General features: G+C 71.8%; 15 protein-coding genes. 4 read left to right on the plus strand and 11 right to left on the minus strand.

Going from position 1 to position 17,852, the window contains the following annotated elements; genetic code table 11:
- Nucleotides 1-226: 226 nt before the first annotated feature.
- Nucleotides 227-2,623 carry an ABC transporter substrate-binding protein gene (locus JXZ78_RS33885; RefSeq protein ID WP_030020245.1) on the minus strand — a complete coding sequence of 799 codons (2,397 nt, stop codon included), beginning with the start codon at nucleotides 2,621-2,623 and terminating at the stop codon, nucleotides 227-229.
- 518 nt (nucleotides 2,624-3,141) lie between these two features.
- Between JXZ78_RS33885 and JXZ78_RS33890 the strand changes: the two genes are divergently transcribed.
- The 4 genes from JXZ78_RS33890 to JXZ78_RS33905 all read left to right on the plus strand — a co-directional run bounded on the left by JXZ78_RS33890 (nucleotide 3,142) and on the right by JXZ78_RS33905 (nucleotide 7,258).
- Nucleotides 3,142-3,474, plus strand: coding sequence for an Rv0250c family protein (locus JXZ78_RS33890; protein WP_030020244.1), 333 nt, complete (start codon nucleotides 3,142-3,144; stop codon nucleotides 3,472-3,474).
- Nucleotides 3,475-3,572: 98 nt separating this feature from the next.
- On the plus strand, nucleotides 3,573-4,433 hold the full coding sequence (sdhC, locus tag JXZ78_RS33895) for a succinate dehydrogenase subunit SdhC (RefSeq protein ID WP_030020243.1): 861 nt from the start codon (nucleotides 3,573-3,575) through the stop codon (nucleotides 4,431-4,433).
- A gap of 15 nt (nucleotides 4,434-4,448) precedes the next feature.
- Complete coding sequence (locus JXZ78_RS33900) at nucleotides 4,449-6,479, plus strand: fumarate reductase/succinate dehydrogenase flavoprotein subunit (RefSeq protein ID WP_030020242.1); 2,031 nt, start codon at nucleotides 4,449-4,451, stop codon at nucleotides 6,477-6,479.
- Nucleotides 6,476-7,258, plus strand: a complete 783-nt coding sequence (locus JXZ78_RS33905) for a succinate dehydrogenase/fumarate reductase iron-sulfur subunit (RefSeq protein ID WP_030020241.1) — start codon at nucleotides 6,476-6,478, stop codon at nucleotides 7,256-7,258. Before JXZ78_RS33900 ends, JXZ78_RS33905 begins: the two co-directional genes overlap by 4 nt.
- 50 nt (nucleotides 7,259-7,308) lie before the next feature.
- Here the strand turns inward: JXZ78_RS33905 and JXZ78_RS33910 are convergent, their stop codons facing one another.
- From JXZ78_RS33910 to ychF, 10 genes are all read right to left on the minus strand, one after another.
- A complete protein-coding gene (locus tag JXZ78_RS33910) occupies nucleotides 7,309-7,848 on the minus strand; it encodes a GrpB family protein (RefSeq protein WP_050502494.1) in 540 nt (179 codons plus the stop codon).
- Nucleotides 7,849-7,886: 38 nt separating this feature from the next.
- Nucleotides 7,887-10,754 carry a SpoIIE family protein phosphatase gene (locus JXZ78_RS33915; RefSeq protein WP_372498464.1) on the minus strand — a complete coding sequence of 956 codons (2,868 nt, stop codon included), beginning with the start codon at nucleotides 10,752-10,754 and terminating at the stop codon, nucleotides 7,887-7,889.
- A 161-nt stretch (nucleotides 10,755-10,915) separates the two neighbouring features.
- Entirely contained in the window at nucleotides 10,916-11,305 is a 390-nt protein-coding gene (locus JXZ78_RS33920) for an ATP-binding protein (RefSeq protein ID WP_030020238.1), read from the minus strand.
- Nucleotides 11,306-11,790: 485 nt separating this feature from the next.
- Complete coding sequence (locus JXZ78_RS33925) at nucleotides 11,791-12,234, minus strand: (deoxy)nucleoside triphosphate pyrophosphohydrolase (protein ID WP_050502493.1); 444 nt, start codon at nucleotides 12,232-12,234, stop codon at nucleotides 11,791-11,793.
- A gap of 38 nt (nucleotides 12,235-12,272) precedes the next feature.
- A complete protein-coding gene (locus JXZ78_RS33930) occupies nucleotides 12,273-12,452 on the minus strand; it encodes an SPOR domain-containing protein (protein ID WP_030020236.1) in 180 nt (59 codons plus the stop codon).
- 330 nt (nucleotides 12,453-12,782) lie between these two features.
- The gene (locus JXZ78_RS33935; protein ID WP_030020235.1) at nucleotides 12,783-14,489 is read right to left on the minus strand and encodes an APC family permease; all 1,707 of its coding nucleotides are present in this window, start codon (nucleotides 14,487-14,489) and stop codon (nucleotides 12,783-12,785) included.
- Nucleotides 14,490-14,803: 314 nt separating this feature from the next.
- Nucleotides 14,804-15,556: a GntR family transcriptional regulator gene (locus JXZ78_RS33940; protein WP_030020234.1), complete on the minus strand. Its 753-nt coding sequence runs from the start codon at nucleotides 15,554-15,556 to the stop codon at nucleotides 14,804-14,806.
- Between the two features lie 272 nt (nucleotides 15,557-15,828).
- The gene (locus tag JXZ78_RS33945; protein WP_030020233.1) at nucleotides 15,829-16,242 is read right to left on the minus strand and encodes a hypothetical protein; all 414 of its coding nucleotides are present in this window, start codon (nucleotides 16,240-16,242) and stop codon (nucleotides 15,829-15,831) included.
- Entirely contained in the window at nucleotides 16,224-16,508 is a 285-nt protein-coding gene (locus JXZ78_RS33950; RefSeq protein ID WP_030020232.1) for a hypothetical protein, read from the minus strand. Before JXZ78_RS33950 ends, JXZ78_RS33945 begins: the two co-directional genes overlap by 19 nt.
- A 95-nt stretch (nucleotides 16,509-16,603) precedes the next feature.
- Nucleotides 16,604-17,692: a redox-regulated ATPase YchF gene (gene ychF / locus JXZ78_RS33955; RefSeq protein WP_030020231.1), complete on the minus strand. Its 1,089-nt coding sequence runs from the start codon at nucleotides 17,690-17,692 to the stop codon at nucleotides 16,604-16,606.
- Between the last annotated feature and the right edge of the window lie 160 nt (nucleotides 17,693-17,852).

A 17,852-nucleotide genomic window follows, 5' to 3' on the forward strand; every position in this document is an offset into this window, starting at 1 on the left:
CTGCCGCGGCTTCGGCCGCCCCTGGGCCGCTGAACCGCCTCTGACCTGCGAAGACCCATAATCGAACGGGCGCTGTGCGCCGGGGGTCCACGCCTGCTTCGGCCGGGCGCAACCTGTCCGTAACCGGTTCGGCGACCGGCCCGGCGACCGGTTCGACGGCCGGTTCGACGGCCGGCCCGGCGACCAGGTCCGGCCGCCGGACCGGTCGTCCGCTACACCCGGTCCCTCACTTCTTGTAACCGATGTCCTGGAAGCGCGGCGTCGCGAAACCGAAGGCGCCCGCGTTGACCAGGTCCCGCTTCGCCGCGACGACCTCGGGCCGCTGGTAGAGCGGTACGGACCCGGCCGCCGCCCAGATCCGCGCGTCGGCGCGGTCGACCAGTTCACGGGAGGCGTCCTCGTCCAGCTCGGCGGCCGCCTGGTCGAAGAGCTGGTCGATGTGGTCGGTGCCGACCCGGGTGTAGTTCTGCTCGACGGTGAGGCTGCCGTCGGCCGCGGGCTGCGGCTTGGCGTAGATCGGGCGGCCGTCGGTGGCCGGGTAGGCGGAGCCGGGCCAGGTGTAGAGCGCCAGGTCGAAGTCGCCGGCCGCGATGTGGTCCTCGAAGTAGCTCTTGTCCGGCACCTTCTGCACGGCGGTCTGCACCCCGATGCGGGCCAGCATCCTGGAGATCCGGTCGGCCACCGTGCGCAGCCGTTCGGAGCCCGGGCCGTCGGGGAGCACGAAGCGCAGAACGAGCGGCTTGCCGTCCTTCTTGAGGGCCGGGACCGGGCCGTGGGCCGCGGGATCGGCCCGGAAGACGTCCACCGGGGCGGCCAGACCGCCCTCGACCGGCTTGCCGTCGGCCGCCCTGATGTGGTCCGTCCCGTCTCCGCCGGGGCCCCGGCTGCCGGGCGCCGGGGCCACCTCGATCATCTCGGCGGCGCTCAGCGCTCCGGCCGCCAGCATCTCGAAGCGCCGGTAGTCCGCGTACGCCGCGACGGTGGTGTCCCCCCGGGCCGCCGTACGCCGGTCCGCCGCCACGTCCTTGTACAGGCCGGCGCTCTGCCGCAGCAGCGTGGACCGCTGGAGGTCGGCGGACCGCACGCCGACCGCGGACAGCGGCGTCACCGGTACGGCGGCCGCCAGTTCCCGGTCGCCCGCCTTGCCGTCGTCGGAGCCGCCCCGGTCGGCGTCCACCTTCTTCTCCGGCTTCTGCTCCGGGTTCCGCGGCTGCTCCGAGGCGCCGCCCGGCGCCCGCCAGCCCGCGTCCGCCAGCATCGCCCGTGCGGCCGTGGTGTCCGGCCCGCCGAGGGCGCCGCTGTGGTCCGCGTACCCGGGCTGGCCCGCCATGAGCAGATGGCTGCCCAGCGGCCGGTTCGGCAGGCCGAGGGGCTTGAGTACGGAGTCGGCCAGCTTCTGCCGGTCGACGGCGCGGGCCACCGCGCGGCGCACCCGGTCGTCGTTGAGCGGGCCGGTGCTGCCGTTGAGGGCGAGCTGGGTGTAGGCGGGTTCCAGGGCCTTGCGGACGGTGTAGCGGCGCAAGGCGTCCTGCTCGGCGGCGGACGTTCTGCGTGGCGGGGCGTCGTCGCCGCCGGGGGCCGGCGAGCGCCCGGCGTCGGCGTCCTCGACGCGCCCGGCCTCCGATGCGCCGTCCGGCGCTCCGGCGCTCGGCGAGCCGGCTTCCGGCGATCCGGGGCCGGACGGGCTGCCGCCGGTCGGCCGGGGGCTCGCCGGCCGCGAGGCCGGGGGCTTGCGCGCCGCGATGATCGCCCGGGCGTCCGCAGGGTCCACCTCGGCCAGATCGGCCTTGCCCGACGCCAGCGCCGCGGCCCGCCGCTCGCGCGGCAGCGCGGTCAGCACGATCGTGTCCAGCTTGGGCCGGGCGCCCCACCACTTCGGGTTCCGCGCGAGGGTGAGCGTGCCGGCCTCACTGTCCCGCTCCCCCAAGGTGAACGGCCCGGCGACCTCCTTGAGCTGTTCGCGCGCGCCGTCGTTGAAGGCGCGCGCGTCACCCGTCACGCTCTTCGGGTACAGCGGTGTGAACAGTGACTTCCAGTCGGCGTACGGCTTGGCGAAGGTGACCTTGACCTCGCGCGCGGCGCCGCCCTGTTCGACCTTCTCGATCCGGTCGTACCCGGCGTTGCGCGCGCTCCAGTAGGCGTTGTCCTTGCCGTTCAGCGCCTTCCACTGCGCGGCGAAGTCCTCCGGTCCGACGGCCCGCCCGTCGCTCCACCGCGCCTTCGGGTTGATCTTGTAGACGACGGTCTGGCGGGGCTCGCGGTCGGTGACGTCGGCGGCGTCCAGGAAGTCCGGGTTGCGCTGCGGGCGGCCCCGCTCGTCCAGGGTGAACAGCCGGGGCAGTACGGCATCGGTGACGCGCCGCGTAGCCGCGTCCGCGCGCGCCTGGAAGGCGTTCAGCGTGCCGGGCACGGCGTCCACCGCCCAGCGCAGGGTGCCGCCCTGGCGCACCTTGTCGCGCGGGGTGACGGAGATGTCCTGGGCACCGGGGCCGGCCTGCTCGGCGTCGTCGCCTCCACCGCAGCCGGTCAGGACCGGCAGCGGCAGCAGCACTCCGGCAGCGAGGAGCGCGGCGCAGCGGCGCCTGCGGCAGGCCGCGCCGCCTGAGCTGACGGGGTGGGTCATCACGGTTACCTCCGGGGCTCGCCCGCGCCGCGCCGCCGCCGCGGCGGGCCGCGGGACCACGGATCACGTTCGGCCGACTTTGCGGCTCATCACATCTATGGCTCCACCACTGAAGGGGACCGGCCGCCACCGGGGCGGGCGACACGTCGGCGGCCGCCGCGAAGGCCACCCGCCCGGCCCAACCGTTTCCGTTCCCGGCCGTTCCCGCCCCCGGGCGCTCGGCGACCCGTACGGCAGGCTGCGCGGTTCCGTCTGCGGCCCCGTCCGCGAACGGAACGGGAGGGCGTACGGGCCCCGCGCCCGCGGGCGTACACGCCGCCGTACGAAAGCACGTCCTCCGGCGCGGACCGACGGCGCACACGTGCCGAAACACGCCGGTCCGGTTCCGCAATCACGGCAGATCCCTTCCCAATCGCGACTGTGACGCGCGACACTCGCAGGCGCACGCCGCTGCGCCCGGACGGGTCCGGGCGAGGGGCGAGGGCGCGCCGACCACACCCGCGGAGGTGAGGCAAGTCATGTCCTTGCAGGACGATCTGACGGCAGCTCAGCGCAGTCTGGACGACCTGGAACGGTCGGTCGGACGACTGGAGAAACAGGTCGGCGGCGGCCTGGACATCCGGCGCGTACGCAGCGACACGGACCATCTGCGCGAGAGCCTGCAACTGCTGCGGGACGGCAGTACGGACGCGCCCGGCGGGCGGCCCGCGTACACCGTGGGCGCGCGCACCGGCCGCCCGCCCGTGCCCGCCCCCGAGATGGTGACCATCCCGGACGCGCCGTACGACGCCGCCCTGTGGGCCGACGCGGAGGACGAGGGCCTCGGCGCGCGCGACCGCCGGGCACCGTAGCCGCACCTCCGTACGGCGGCGCCCCGCACCGCGCGCCCCCGTACCACCGCTGAGCGCCACCCGTCCCACCCCCAGACAGCCGTCCACGGAGACCGACGTTGGCCACTGGCACCGAACCCCAACCGCATACCGAGGCAAGCGGCGCGAAGGGCGCGGCCGGACCGTCCGGCACCGGCGTCCACGCGCCCTCGCGTGCCGCGATACCCGCCCGCCACCTGCGCACCGACCGCTGGTGGCTGTACCCGGCCACGACCGCGGCGGGCCTGTTCGCCTTCGTCGTGTACTCGACATGGCGGGCGTTCGCGAACGCGGACTACTACTCCGCGCCGTACGTCTCGCCGTTCTACTCGCCGTGCCTGGCGGAGAACTGCCACCCGATGCGCGGCGGCCCCAACTGGGACGTCTTCGGCAGCTGGTGGGGCCTGTCCCCCGCCCTGCTGATCCTGATCTTCCCGCTGGGCTTCCGGCTGACCTGCTACTACTACCGCAAGGCGTACTACCGCGGCTTCTGGGCCTCGCCCCCGGCCTGCGCGGTCGCCGAACCGCACAAGAAGTACACCGGCGAGACCCGCTTCCCGCTGATCCTGCAGAACATCCACCGCTACTTCTTCTACTTCGCGGTGCTGGTCGCGGGCATCCTCACCTACGACACCGTGCTCACCTTCCGCAACGCGGACTACGCGTGGGGCCACATGGGTCTCGGCACCCTCGTCTTCCTCGTCAACATCGTCCTGATCTGGGCGTACACCCTCTCCTGCCACTCCTGCCGGCACATCGTCGGCGGCCGGCTGCGGCACTTCTCCAAACACCCGGTGCGCTACCGCCTGTGGGGCTGGGCCGGCAAGCTCAACGCCCGGCACGCGGCGCTCGCCTGGGCCTCGCTGATCAGCGTGGCCGCCGCCGACTTCTACGTCTTCCTCCTCGCCACCGGGGCCTTCGACGACCCGCGCTTCTTCTAGGAAGGGTGCCTTGTGATGACGCAGCTGGACCGGCAGGAGTGGGACGTGGTCGTGGTGGGGGCGGGCGGCGCCGGGCTGCGCGCCGCCATCGAGGCCCGTGAGCAGGGCATGCGTACGGCGGTGATCTGCAAGTCGCTGTTCGGCAAGGCCCACACGGTCATGGCCGAGGGCGGCATCGCGGCCAGCATGGGCAACGTCAACGAGGGCGACAACTGGCAGGTGCACTTCCGCGACACGATGCGCGGCGGCAAGTTCCTCAACCACTGGCGGATGGCCGAGCTGCACGCCCGGGAGGCGCCGCAGCGGGTCTGGGAGCTGGAGACCTGGGGCGCGCTCTTCGACCGCACCCCGGACGGCCGGATCTCGCAGCGCAACTTCGGCGGCCACGAGTACCCGCGCCTGGCGCACGTCGGCGACCGTACGGGCCTGGAGCTGATCCGCACCCTCCAGCAGAAGATCGTCTCCCTCCAGCAGCAGGACGAACGCGAACTCGGCTCGTACGAGGCCCGGTTGAAGGTGTTCCAGGAGTGCACCGTCACTCGCGTCCTCAAGGACGAGGGCCGGGTGGCCGGCACGTTCTGCTACGAACGCGAGTCCGGCCGCTTCTTCGTCCTCCAGGCCCCTTCGGTGGTCCTGGCGACCGGCGGGATCGGCAAGTCCTTCAAGGTCACGTCCAACTCCTGGGAGTACACCGGCGACGGGCACGCGCTCGCGCTGCTCGCCGGGGCGCCGCTGATCAACATGGAGTTCGTCCAGTTCCACCCGACCGGCATGGTCTGGCCGCCGTCCGTCAAGGGCATCCTCGTCACCGAGTCCGTCCGCGGCGACGGCGGGGTGCTGCGCAACAGCGACGGCAAGCGCTTCATGTTCGACTACGTCCCGGACGTCTTCAAGGAGAAGTACGCGCAGTCCGAGGACGAGGGCGACCGCTGGTACGAGGACCCGGACCACAACCGCCGCCCGCCCGAGCTGCTGCCCCGCGACGAGGTCGCGCGCGCCATCAACGCCGAGGTCAAGGCGGGTCGCGGCTCCCCGCACGGCGGGGTCTTCCTCGACGTCTCCACCCGGATGCCGGCCGAGGTCATCCGGCGCCGGCTGCCCTCCATGCACCACCAGTTCAAGGAGCTGGCGGACGTGGACATCACCGCCGAGGCGATGGAGGTCGGGCCGACCTGCCACTACGTGATGGGCGGCGTGGACGTCGACCCGGACACCGCGGCGGCCGCCGGCGTCCCCGGCCTCTTCGCCGCCGGCGAGGTGGCCGGCGGAATGCACGGCTCCAACCGGCTCGGCGGCAACTCCCTCTCCGACCTGCTGGTCTTCGGCCGCCGCGCGGGCCTGTACGCGGCCGAGTACGCGCGCGCCCGCTCCGCACGGCCCGCCGCCGACCCCCTCCAGCTCGACGCCGCGGAGGCGGAGGCGCTGCGTCCGTTCAGCGCCGAGGGGCCCGACGCGCACCACGCCGGCCGGCCCGCCGAGAACCCGTACACCCTCCACCAGGAGCTCCAGCAGACGATGAACGACCTGGTCGGCATCATCCGCCGGCAGAGCGAGATGGAGGAGGCCCTGGAACGCCTCGCCGACCTGCGCACCCGGGCCCGCCGGGCCGGTGTCGAGGGCCACCGGCAGTACAACCCCGGCTGGCACCTGGCCATCGACCTGCGCAACATGCTGCTGGTCAGCGAGTGCGTGGCCCGTGCCGCGCTGGAACGCAGGGAGTCCCGCGGCGGGCACACCCGCGACGACTACCCCGAGATGGACCGGCGCTGGCGCCGGATCAACCTGGTCTGCGAACTGGCCGAGGACGGCGCGGACCTCCCGCCGCGGGACCCGGCCATCGGCCAGATCCGCCTGACCCGCCGGGAGAACCCGCCGGTCCGGCCCGATCTGCTGGCCCTCTTCGAACGGGACGAACTGGCGAAGTACCTGACGGACGACGAACTGGCGGCGGGTACGGCGGAGACGACAGGTACGGCGGACACCGCAGGTACGGCGAAGGCGGCGCCGACGCCCGGAGCGGCGGACGACGAGGAGACGAACCGGTGAGCGCGCAGTCCGACGCCTACAAGGCGCACTTCAGGATCTGGCGGGGCGACGCGGACGGCGGCGGCCTGACGGACTTCCGTGTCGAGGTCAACGACGGCGAGGTCGTCCTCGACATCATCCACCGCCTTCAGGCCACCCAGGCCCCCGACCTCGCGGTGCGCTGGAACTGCAAGGCGGGCAAGTGCGGCTCGTGCAGCGCGGAGATCAACGGCCGGCCGCGCCTGATGTGCATGACCCGGATGTCCGTCTTCGAGCGCGACGAGACGGTCACCGTCACCCCGATGCGGGCCTTCCCGGTCGTCCGCGACCTGGTCACGGACGTCTCCTTCAACTACACCAAGGCCCGCGAGATCCCCGGCTTCGTCCCGCCGCCGGACCTGGCGCCGGGCGATTACCGCATGCGGCAGGAGGACGTCGGCCGCTCCCAGGAGTTCCGCAAGTGCATCGAGTGCTTCCTGTGCCAGGACACCTGCCACGTCGTCCGCGACCACGAGGAGAACAAGGCCGCCTTCGCCGGTCCCCGCTTCCTCATGCGCATCGCGGAACTCGACATGCACCCGCTGGACGCCGCCCCCGAAACCGGCCTCGACCGCAAACGCACCGCCCAGGAGAACCATGGCCTCGGCCACTGCAACATCACCAAATGCTGCACCGAGGTCTGCCCCGAACACATCCGCATCACCGACAACGCCCTGATCCCTCTGAAGGAACGCGCGGCCGACCGCAAGTACGACCCGCTGGTGTGGCTGGGGAACAAGATCCGGCGGCGGAAGGAGTGAGCTGAGGGGCGGTACGGGAGACGACGTGCCCGTGGCCGCTCTCCTCCGCGTCACGGGCCGGGGCCGGAACGGGCCGCCGCCATGATCTCGGCGACCGTGCGCGCCTTGAGTGCGGAGTAAGCGAGCAGCGTGGGGGCCCGCTCCGCTGCTTCGCGCTTCGTACGGGCGTACCGCCGGGCCACGTCCGGACGGGCCCGAAGGAAGTCCCGGAAGACCATGTTGTCCCTCCACAGACGCCCGCCGCGTTCCATGACGTGGACGTTGGCGGGGTCGGCGGAGCGTCTTCTGAGGTACTCGCGGCCGGGGACACCGGCAGTGCCGAGGTGCTCGAATCCCATCCCCCGCACGGCCTCGACGACCAGCGGGACCAGCGCGGGCGCACAGCCCACCTGCACGTCGATCACCGGCTTGGCGTCCAGCCCGGGTACGGACGTGGAACCGATGTGCTCGACGTCGGCGGAGGCCCACGCCAGCTGCCGTGAGAGGTCACGGACGAGCGCATGCCCCAGCTGCTCCCAGGCCGGATCGTAGGCCTCGACATGGACGGGCTCGTCGGGATCTGCCATGCCACCGGACTCGGGATCCGCCATGCCACCAGACTAACGGCGGCGGGGCGGCCCGGCCCGGGTCAGAACAGGCTCAGCAGGGCGTCCGCCGGATCGGGCAGGGCGGTGTCCCCGTCCGGGAGCGGCAGTTCGAACCAGACGGTCTTGCCGCGCGGGGTCCGGCGGCTGCCCCAGCCGGCGCTGAGGAGCCCGACGAGCTGGAGGCCGCGGCCGCCCTCGTCGGTGTCGCGGGCCCTCCGGCGGCGGGGCTGGGCCAGGTCCGCGTCCCACACCTCGCACACCAGGGTCCGGTCCAGCAGCAGTCGCAGCCGGATCTCGCCGTGGCCGTGCCGCAGCGCGTTGGTGACCAGTTCGCTGACGAGCAGTTCGGTGGTGTCGACCAGGGCCTCCAGGCCCCAGTCCGTGAGCTGGTCACGGGCCAGCTCACGGGCGCGGGAGACCGAGCGGGCCTCGGGGGCCAGGTTCCAGTCACCGACGGAGTCCTTGGGCAGGCCGTGCACGCGGGCCATCAGCAGTGCGATGTCGTCCTCGCCGTGCCGGGTGTCCAGCGCGTTCAGCACGTGGTCGCAGACGTCCTCCAGCGGACGCCCGGCCTCCGACAGGGCCGTCTGGAAGGCGCGCAGCCCCTCGTCCAGCGGGTGGTCGCGGGATTCGACCAGGCCGTCGGTGTAGAGGGCGAGCAGCGCGCCGTCCGGCAGCTCGACCTCCGTCTCCTCGAACGGCTCGCCGCCGACGCCCAGCGGCATGCCGGGCGGCACGTCCAGCAGCAGCGCGTCCTCGCCCTCCTCGACCATGACGGGCGGCAGGTGTCCGGCGTTGGCGAAGGTGCAGCGCCGGGTGACCGGGTCGTAGACGGCGTAGACGCAGGTGGCGAGGTAGACCTCGGACAGATCGGCGGTGCCCGAGCCGCAGCGCGAGGCCTCCCCCGTGGAGCCCGTCGGGGCACCGGAGGGGGGCGCGGAACGGCTGCGCGAGGCGCGCGATGCCGTACGGGCGCCGCCGCCGGTCGCTCCGAGCCCGCGCGCGATCTCGTCGAGCGCGGAGAGCACCTCGGCCGGTTCCATGTCGAGCAGCGCCAGGGTCCGGACGGCCGTCCGCAGTTCGCCCATGGCCACGGCGGCGCGCAGCCCCCGCCCCATCACGTCGCCGACGACGAGCGCGGTGCGGTGGCCGGGCAGCTCGATGACGTCGAACCAGTCGCCGCCGACCTCGGTGGCGGTGGTGCCCGGCAGATAGCGGCAGGCGATGTCCAGGCCGGCCGCCTCGGGGTCGCCCGGGGGCAGCAGGCTGCGCTGGAGGATCAGGGCGCGTTCGTGCTCCCTGCGGTACAGCCGGGCGTTGTCGATGCAGACCGCGGCGCGCGCGGCCAGGTCGACCGCGAGGGCGGTGTCGCGCTCGCCGAACGGCTCGCTGCCCTTCGTCCGGGAGAACTGCACCAGCCCGACGACCGTGTCACGGGCGACCATCGGCACGGCGAGCGTCGAGTGCACCACGGCACCCAGCTCGGCCCGGTCCTCGTTCTCCCGGCCCGGGATGATCTGCGCCTGCGCCGTACGCAGCGCGCCGGCGCACGGGGAGTTGAACGGGTAGCGGTGGACAGCGCCGACCGCGACCGGCCCGGCCTCGCCCTCGGGCACGTCGCAGGCCATGGTGGCCAGCGGCGCGTCCGAGACGGCGCTGGAGAAGGCGACCCGGCGCAGCTCGGCGCTGCCGTCGGCCATCCCCGGCGGCGCCTCGTCACCGGCCAGCAGGCCCTGGTAGAGGTCCACGGAGGCCAGGTCGCAGAACTGCGGCACGGCCACGTCGAGCAGGGTGCGGGCGGTGGTCTCCAGGTCGAGGGAGTTGCCGATACGGGCGCCGGCCTCGTTGAGCAGCGCCAGGTTGCGGCGGGCGCTCGCGGCTTCCCGTTCGGCCCGGCGGCGGCCCGTCACGTCGGCGGCCAGCGCGGCGACCCCGATGGGGCGGCCGCTGGCGCCGTGCAGGCGGTACAGGGAGACCGACCAGCGGCGCCGGTCGGCCTCACCGGCCGGGCCGGAGGGGTAGCCCGTACCGGCGGGCGCGGAGGGGTACGCCGTGCCGGTGGCGCCGGAGGCGTACGCCGCGCCGGAGGGGGCGGCGGGCTCGGGAGCGGTGGGGGCGGGAATGGCGGCGGCGGAGGCGGGCGCGGGGACCGTACCGACGAGCTGCATCTCGCCGACCGGCTCACCCGTCTCCAGCACCCGCCGCAGCGCCGCCTGCAACCGCTCGGCCTCGGAGCGGGGCAGGAAGTCGTGCGGCCCGCCGCCGCGGTACTTGGCCGCGGGGCCGCCGAAGACGGTCGCGAAACGCTCGTTGACGCGGCGGATCCGCAGGTCCGTGTCGAAGAGCAGGAAGCCTGTCGGAGATTGGCCGAAAACGGCTTGAGAGGCCGCGAGGTCGGTCTCGATGCCGCGCAGCGCGCGGACGTCGACGACGAGACAGACCGCGGCCCGCTCGCCGTCCGCCGTCTCGGACGGCATCACGTAGATCTCCGCGAGTCCGTCCTCCCCGGCGCCCGGCCCGCCCTCCCGGTCCGCGCCACGGGGGCGGTACGGGACCAGCCCGGTCCACTCCCGGCCGTCCAGGATCTGCGAGACCGTGCGGTGGGCCTGTGCGTGCAGCTCGTGCGGGACGAAGGCGGTCACCGGGTCCTTGCCGACCGCGTCGGCGGCGGGAATGCCGAGCATCTCGGCGGCGCGCTCGCTCCACCGGTCGATGCGCCCGTCGGGGCCGAGGGAGAAGGACGCGACCCGGATGTAGTCGTAGATGGAGCCGGGTGGGCTGCTCTGCCATATCGGCGGGCCTTCCGGGCCGTCCGGCCCCGAGCGGCCCGACGGCCGCGCCGGACCGTCCGTACCGCCCGGCCCGGCAGGCTGCGCGGGTCCTGCCCCGCCAGATGACTTCTCGCTCACGAGCCCCGTCCCCTCCAGCTCATCGTGCCCGGACCGGACGAGCCGAGTATCCAGCACCGCGGCTGTCCGGAACACGGTCTTCACGATCACAGCACAGTCTCGATCGCAGGCCGTCCACAGAATGTCAATGAAACGGCAACGATCAGGCCGCCACCAGACTCCTAACCCGCCACGGACAGCTCGAACCACACTGTTTTACCTGTCCTGCCATGTCGGGTGCCCCAACACCGTGACGTGCACGCCACCAGCTGGAGTCCCCGGCCGCCCTCGTCCTCGGCCGTCGCGGTGCGCTCCCGGGGCGGGTCGGGCACCGGGTCCGAGACCTCGACGAGCAGCCCGCCCCCGCTCTTGAGGACGATCCGTACGCCGATGGGGCCGCTCGCATAGCGCAGCGCGTTGGTCACCAGCTCGCTGACGAGCAGAACGGCCAGGTCGACGACGGTGTCCAGCCCCCAGTCCTGCAGTGTCTCGCGGACCACGGCACGGGCGGTACGGGCGGAGCCCGGCTCGGCCGGAAAGCTCCACTCGGCGAGCGGGGAGCCGGAGATCATGCCGCGTCGGGGCGCGTAGGAGGCGGATTCGGGAGCCCCTGCCGCTGCGTTGTCGCTCACGCCGATCACTTCCCAGCCCGATGCGAACACCCTCCGGATGGTCCGTGGTGAGGGGGTAAACAGCACATACCCGGTATCAGCGCATCAATATCGCCCTCAATGGCGCACTGTGGCACAAACGGCGTACTGAGGCAGACGGGACCGCGACGCGCGCGCCTCGTGTGCGGCGGGGCACCCCGGTGCGCCGCCGCACTGCGGCAGACCCGCACGAGGGACCCGCCCGATCCGATGATCGGCCCGTACGGGGGAACGGTGAGGTGACAAGATGACCGGTCCACCTGGGGCGGGGCGGGACGCCGGGAGCGTGCGGGGCTACGGGCGTCGGGTGCGCTTCGGGGCAGACCGGGCGCCGGGTGTATTACGGAGCATCGGACTCGTAACGGGGCATACGGGGCGCCGCGCGCGGTCCCGGAGCGTCGGGCGCGTTACGGCGCGTACGGGGCGCCGGACGGATACAGAGCCCCCGACACCTCCGCGGCCCCGAGGCGGCGCATCACCTCGTCGACCGCCGGACGGTCCTGGTCCAGCCAGTCGACCTCGCCCTCCTGCCCCGGCGCCAGCCAGCGCAGCTCGTCGTGGTCCTGGAGAGGCCTCGGTTCGCCGGACACCAGCCGGGCCGTCCACACCCGCAGGGCGAGACCGGGCCGCGGCGCCCACTCCCCCGGAATCCGGTCCAGCGGTTCGACCTCGATGCCCAGCTCCTCGCGCAGCTCGCGGACCAGCGCCTCCTCGGGCGTCTCGCCGGTCTCGACCTTGCCGCCGGGCAGCTCCCAGCGGCCGGCCAGCGCGGCCGGAGCACTGCGCCGCGCCGCCAGCAGCCTTCCCCCGTCGAGCACCGCTCCACCCACCACCACACGCACGTCCGTCATGCGCGGCAGCCTACGTCCCGCGCTGCCGCCCCTTCGCCTCAGGTGGCGGCGTGCCCCACCCGCTCCACGACGTACAGCCGCCCGTTCCTGCGGGTGTCGAGCCGGTCGGCCACCTGCTCCGCTTCCGCACGCGTGGCGTAGCGGCCGACGCGATAGCGGTTGCCGCCCTCGTCCTGGCGAATGACGAGCCAGGGCAGCACCGCGCCACTGTCGGTCATCGCGCCCCTCCGTCCGCCGTCCAGCGCGCCGTCGCGCGCCCCTCCTGCACTGATGCCGAAACCGCATTCCGCATATGCCCGAGCCTACGCCCGACCTTTACGCACCGGATACGGCTTTGCACAAAGAGGTACCGAACCGGCCATCGCACTGGGCCCGAGGGGCGCGCGGGCGGCCCTTCGAGCGCCCCGGGCGCACATACGAACGGGCGCCGCCGGTGGCTCCTGCCACCGACGGCGCCCGTCGGATTCCGTGCGCGAGAAGGCACGGCGCCGTGCGCGGGAGGGCGTCACGCCCTGCCTGAGAGGACCGGCACCGCGCCCCCAGGGGCGTTACGCCCTGACCTTCTCCGACTTGGCGTCGGCCGCGTCACCGGCCTCGGTGCCGGCCGCGGCCCGCTCCTCGGCGGCCTCGGCCTCGGCCTCGGCCAGCGACTCCGCCTCGGCCGCGATCAGCGACGGGTTGCGCCAGGAGCTGCGTACGCCCCACATGTAGAAGAGCAGACCGATCACGGCGACCACGACGATGTCCCAGCCCGGCGGCAGATAGCCCTTGCCGCCGAACTCCTCGCCGCCCATGTACGAGACACACGCCATGACCAGCAGATACGCCACCATCCAGGCGCCCGCCTTCAGGTGCGGCTTCAGCTCGGCCCACGGCTTGCGCAGCTCGTACCAGGCCCAGACCGGCAGACCGACCGCCATGATCAGGATGACCTTGCCGGTGAGCGGCCAGCGGCCCCAGTACAGGACGAGCGAGCCGAAGACCATCGCGACCGGCGCGATGTACGGCATCGCGCGCAGCTTGACCGGCCGCTTGAGGTCGGGCGAGAGACGGCGCAGCGACATCACCGCGACCGGGCCGGTGATGTACGAGATCACGGTGGCCACCGAGACGATCTCGGCGAGCGAGCCCCAGCCGCGGAAGACCGCGAGGAAGAGGAAGGCGATGAACAGGTTCAGCACCAGCGCCGGACGCGGCACACCGGTCTTCTTGTCGACCCGGCCGAAGATCTTCGGCAGGTGGCCGTTCTCCTGCACGCCCTGGATCATGCGCGAGGTGGTGGCCGCGTAGATCATGCCCGTACCCGACGGGGAGACGAACGCGTCCGCGTACAGCAGCAGCGCCAGCCAGTTCAGGCCCCAGGCGACGGCGAGGTCGGCCAGCGGCGAGTTGTAGCCGAGGTGGGCCCAGCCGCCGACGGACTCCAGCTTGCCGCCGGGGACCGCCATCAGGAAGGCGACCTGGAGCGCGACGTAGATGACGAGCGCGATCAGGATCGAGTAGATGACGGCCTTGGGCAGCGACTTGCCCGGGTTGCGGGCCTCACCGGCCATGTTCAGCGGCGACTGGAAGCCGTTGTAGGCCCAGACGATGCCGGAGACGGCGACGGCGGTGAAGACCGCGCTCCAGCCGTTCGGTGTGAAGCCGCCGTGGTCCTTGATGTTGCCGGTGTCGAAGTGCGCCAGCATCAGGGCGCTCGCGGTCAGGATCGGGACGACGACCTTGAAGACCGTGATCGCGGTGTTGGTCTTCGCGAAGAGCGAGATCGCGAACCAGTTCAGGAAGAAGTAGAAGATCAGCAGGAGGCTGGCCAGCGCGACACCGCTGCCGGTCAGCTCCTTGCCGTCGTACAGCCCCTGGGTCCACCCGAAGCTCCACGAACTCATGTACTGGACGGAGGCGGTCGCCTCCCCGGGTATGACGGAGACGATCGCGATCCAGTTGGCCCAGGCGGCGAGGTAGCCGGCGAGCGAACCGTGCGAGTACTGGCCGTAGCGGACCATGCCGCCCGCCTTGGGGAACATCGAGCCGAGCTCGGTGTAGGTGAGGGCGATCGTGAGCGCGACGGCCGCGCCGATGACCCAGGCCAGGATGGCGGCCGGACCGGCGATGGCGGCGGCCCGCTCGGCCCCGAAGAGCCAGCCGGAACCGATGATCGACCCAAGACCCGTGGCGGTCAGGGCAATGGTCCCGAGGGACCGTCGGTAATTCGAGTGGGAGCCCTGCTCCGCGCTCTGGGTCTGCGTCGTGCTCAACGTGCTTGGTCTCCTGATCTTCCCCCGTGCCGTGCACAAACTTCGCCATCGTAAGAGCGAATTGGAAGATCGGATTCCCATGCAGGGTCAAAACGTGGCCCTGGCTGAAGGTGTGTGAGGTTTCCAACACGCCAATTGACCGCCCAAATCCCGACATACCAGGAATTAGGGGGTGGCTACTGGCGGGTTACGCATCAGTACACAACGTGCGATCTTGACTCTGGCCCCGCGAAAATCGCTCCCCAGGAACGGGTTTCAGCCACCACAGGAAAGGGAAAGGCCCGCCCTCCCCTACCCTGTCCCCCGCCTCCCCCTCAATGCACCGGCAAGTGATAAGCCACCCGATGGCGGTCGGCGAGCGTCACGACGTCGGCGGTCTCCACAGGGCGACCGCCCGCGAAGTACGTACGCGAGATGACCAGCACCGCATGGCCCGGCACCCCGCCCAGCGCCATGGCCTCCTCCGCCAGCCCGGGACGCGCCCCGACCTCCTCCACCACGTTGTCCACGATCACGTCGATGGCCGCCATCCGCTCGACCACCCCGCGCCCGGCCAGCGGCCCCTCCTCGGGCAGCATCACCGGTGTACGCCCCGTGATGTCCAGCGGCTCCCAGGACGTCGAGAGCATGGCCGGCTCGCCCTCCGCCCGGAAGAGATACCGCGTGCGCATCACCCGGTCCCCCACCTGGATGCGCAACCGGGAGGCGACGACCGGACCGGCCTCCTCCCGCTCGCTGCTGGACTCCCAGGTCCCTTTGACCCGCTCGTCGGCCTGCTCCTGCCGGAAGGGCGTGGCGCCGACGCCGGTGCGGTAGCCGGCCCGGGCGATACGGCGCGGCACGGGCTGCTCGCGGACATACGTCCCCGACCCGGAGCGCCCCTCGACCAGACCTTCGGCCATCAGGACCTTGCGCGCCTCCAGGGCGACCGTGTCGGAGACGCCGTACTCTTCGCGGATGCGGGCCTGGGAGGGGAGGCGGGTGTGCGGGGGCAGCACACCTTCGACGATCTTCTGGCGCAGGTCGCCGGCGACGCGGAGGTACGCGGGCTGCTCACCGAAAGGCACATGCCCCTCCCAACAGCTTGACAGTCAGCAACAGCGTGGCAACCGCGCGTTGTTGACCGCAAGCCTGGGCCAGTAATTCACTCGATGTGATGAAGCCCAGCTCAACCGACGTGCTGATCATGGAAGTTGCCTGCCTCCGGCACCCGTTCCCGGGATGCAGGCCCGTGTCGCCACCGCTACGGATGCGGGGACGTAGAGGGGAGATGCACTCGTCACACCGGTGAGTGGAGCGACGCGGGGCACTGCTCCTCCACGCCGCGGGCCATGGGGGATCACGCCGACACAGGCCGGACGCGATCACCGCACAGCTTGGCCATGTCGTCAATATCGGAAGTCAGCATGACCACAGGGCGGTGCTGTCGCAGCGCGGCCTCGGCGACGGCCGCATCGATCGCGTACTTGTGTCCGTGCAACCCGGCATTCATCAGCAACTTCGAGGCGGCTCTCGCCTCCTCGTCACCGACCGGGACGACCCGCAGCCCGGAAAGCACCCGGTTCAGGCGGGACTTGTCCGTACGGGCATGGACGGCCTCGATGATGGCGAGCGCACTGATCACGACCTCCATGCCACGCGAGCGCGCCTCAGCGATCAGAGCCACCACCTGCTCGTCGTCGGCGAGCAGCTTCGAGAGCCCCTCGCTGTCGAGGACCAGCGTCCCCTCGTGACTCAGCTTGCGGCGGGCCACTCGCCCTCCTCGGCGAACACCTCGTCGAAGACCTCCCGCGCCCGTTGACGAGCCGACTCGGAGACCGGCCCCTTGCGGCTCTCGTAGTCCGCCAGGTACTCGTCCAGGACCTGCCCGCGCAGCTCACGCTCGACCGCCTCGGCGATGAACGCGGAGAACTCCCGCTTGCCCACCCGAGCCCGGATCGCCTCCGCGGTCCCCTCCGGCAGCGACAAGCTCACCCGCGTCGCCGGCCCTTCCCCGATGCCGTACGTCGCCTCAGCCATGAGCACGGGAAAACGCAAAGGGCCCGACCCCGAAGAGTCGGACCCCATCTGACCTGCACGTTTGCGAGATCAGCGACGTGGTGATACGTCAGCCGCTACACGTTGAACCGGAACTCCACCACATCCCCGTCCTGCATCACATAGTCCTTGCCCTCCATACGCGCCTTACCGGCCGCCCGGGCCTCGGCCACCGACCCCGTCTCCACCAGGTCCTCGAACGAGATGACCTCGGCCTTGATGAAGCCCTTCTGGAAGTCCGTGTGGATCACGCCGGCCGCTTCGGGGGCCGTGGCGCCGCGCTTGATGGTCCAGGCGCGGGTTTCCTTGGGGCCGGCGGTGAGGTAGGTCTGGAGGCCGAGGGTGTTGAAGCCTACGTGGGCGAGGGTGGCGAGGCCGGGTTCTTCCTGGCCTACGGACTGGAGGAGTTCGAGGGCCTCCTCCTCGTCCAGTTCGGCGAGGTCGGCTTCCAGCTTGGCGTTGAGGAAGATGGCCTCGGCCGGGGCGACCAGGGCGCGCTGTTCGGCCTTGAAGTCGTCGTCGGTCAGCTCGTCCTCGTCGACGTTGAAGACGTAGAGGAAGGGCTTGGTGGTGAGGAGGTGGAGGTCGTGGAGGAGTTCCTCGTTACCGGAGCCCTGGACGATGCCCTGGGAGAAGAGGGTGTCGCCCTTTTCCAGGATCGCCTTGGCCTCTTCGACCGCCTTGACCTTCGGTGCGACGTCCTTCTTGATGCGCGACTCCTTCTGGAGGCGCGGCAGGACCTTCTCGATGGTCTGGAGGTCGGCGAGGATCAGCTCGGTGTTGATGGTCTCGATGTCGTCCCTGGGCGAGACCTTGCCGTCGACGTGGACGACGTTCTCGTCCTTGAAGGCGCGGATAACCTGGCAGATCGCGTCGGACTCGCGGATGTTCGCCAGGAACTTGTTGCCCAGGCCCTCGCCCTCGGAGGCGCCGCGGACGATGCCGGCGATGTCGACGAAGTCGACGGTGGCCGGGAGGATCTTCTGGGAGTCGAAGATCTCGGCCAGCTTGGCGAGGCGGGGGTCGGGGACGCCGACGACGCCGACGTTGGGCTCGATGGTGGCGAACGGGTAGTTGGCCGCCAGCACGTCGTTCTTGGTCAGGGCGTTGAACATGGTCGACTTGCCGACATTCGGCAGACCGACGATTCCGATCGTGAGCGACACGGTGGCGACTTCCCGGAGAGGATGCGGGTGGACTGGGCGACGGTACGTACGGACCGCTGGAGGCCCGGGCGGCCCTCGTGAGGGCCGTACGGTCCTCGGCGGACCGGTCGTCCAGTCTACGGGGCGAGGGAAGGGGTGGCGGAGGCGGCCGGAGGGCGGT

Origin of the sequence: Streptomyces monomycini (assembly GCF_022271435.1) — a bacterium.
GTDB classification, from domain to species: Bacteria; Actinomycetota; Actinomycetes; order Streptomycetales; family Streptomycetaceae; genus Streptomyces; species Streptomyces monomycini.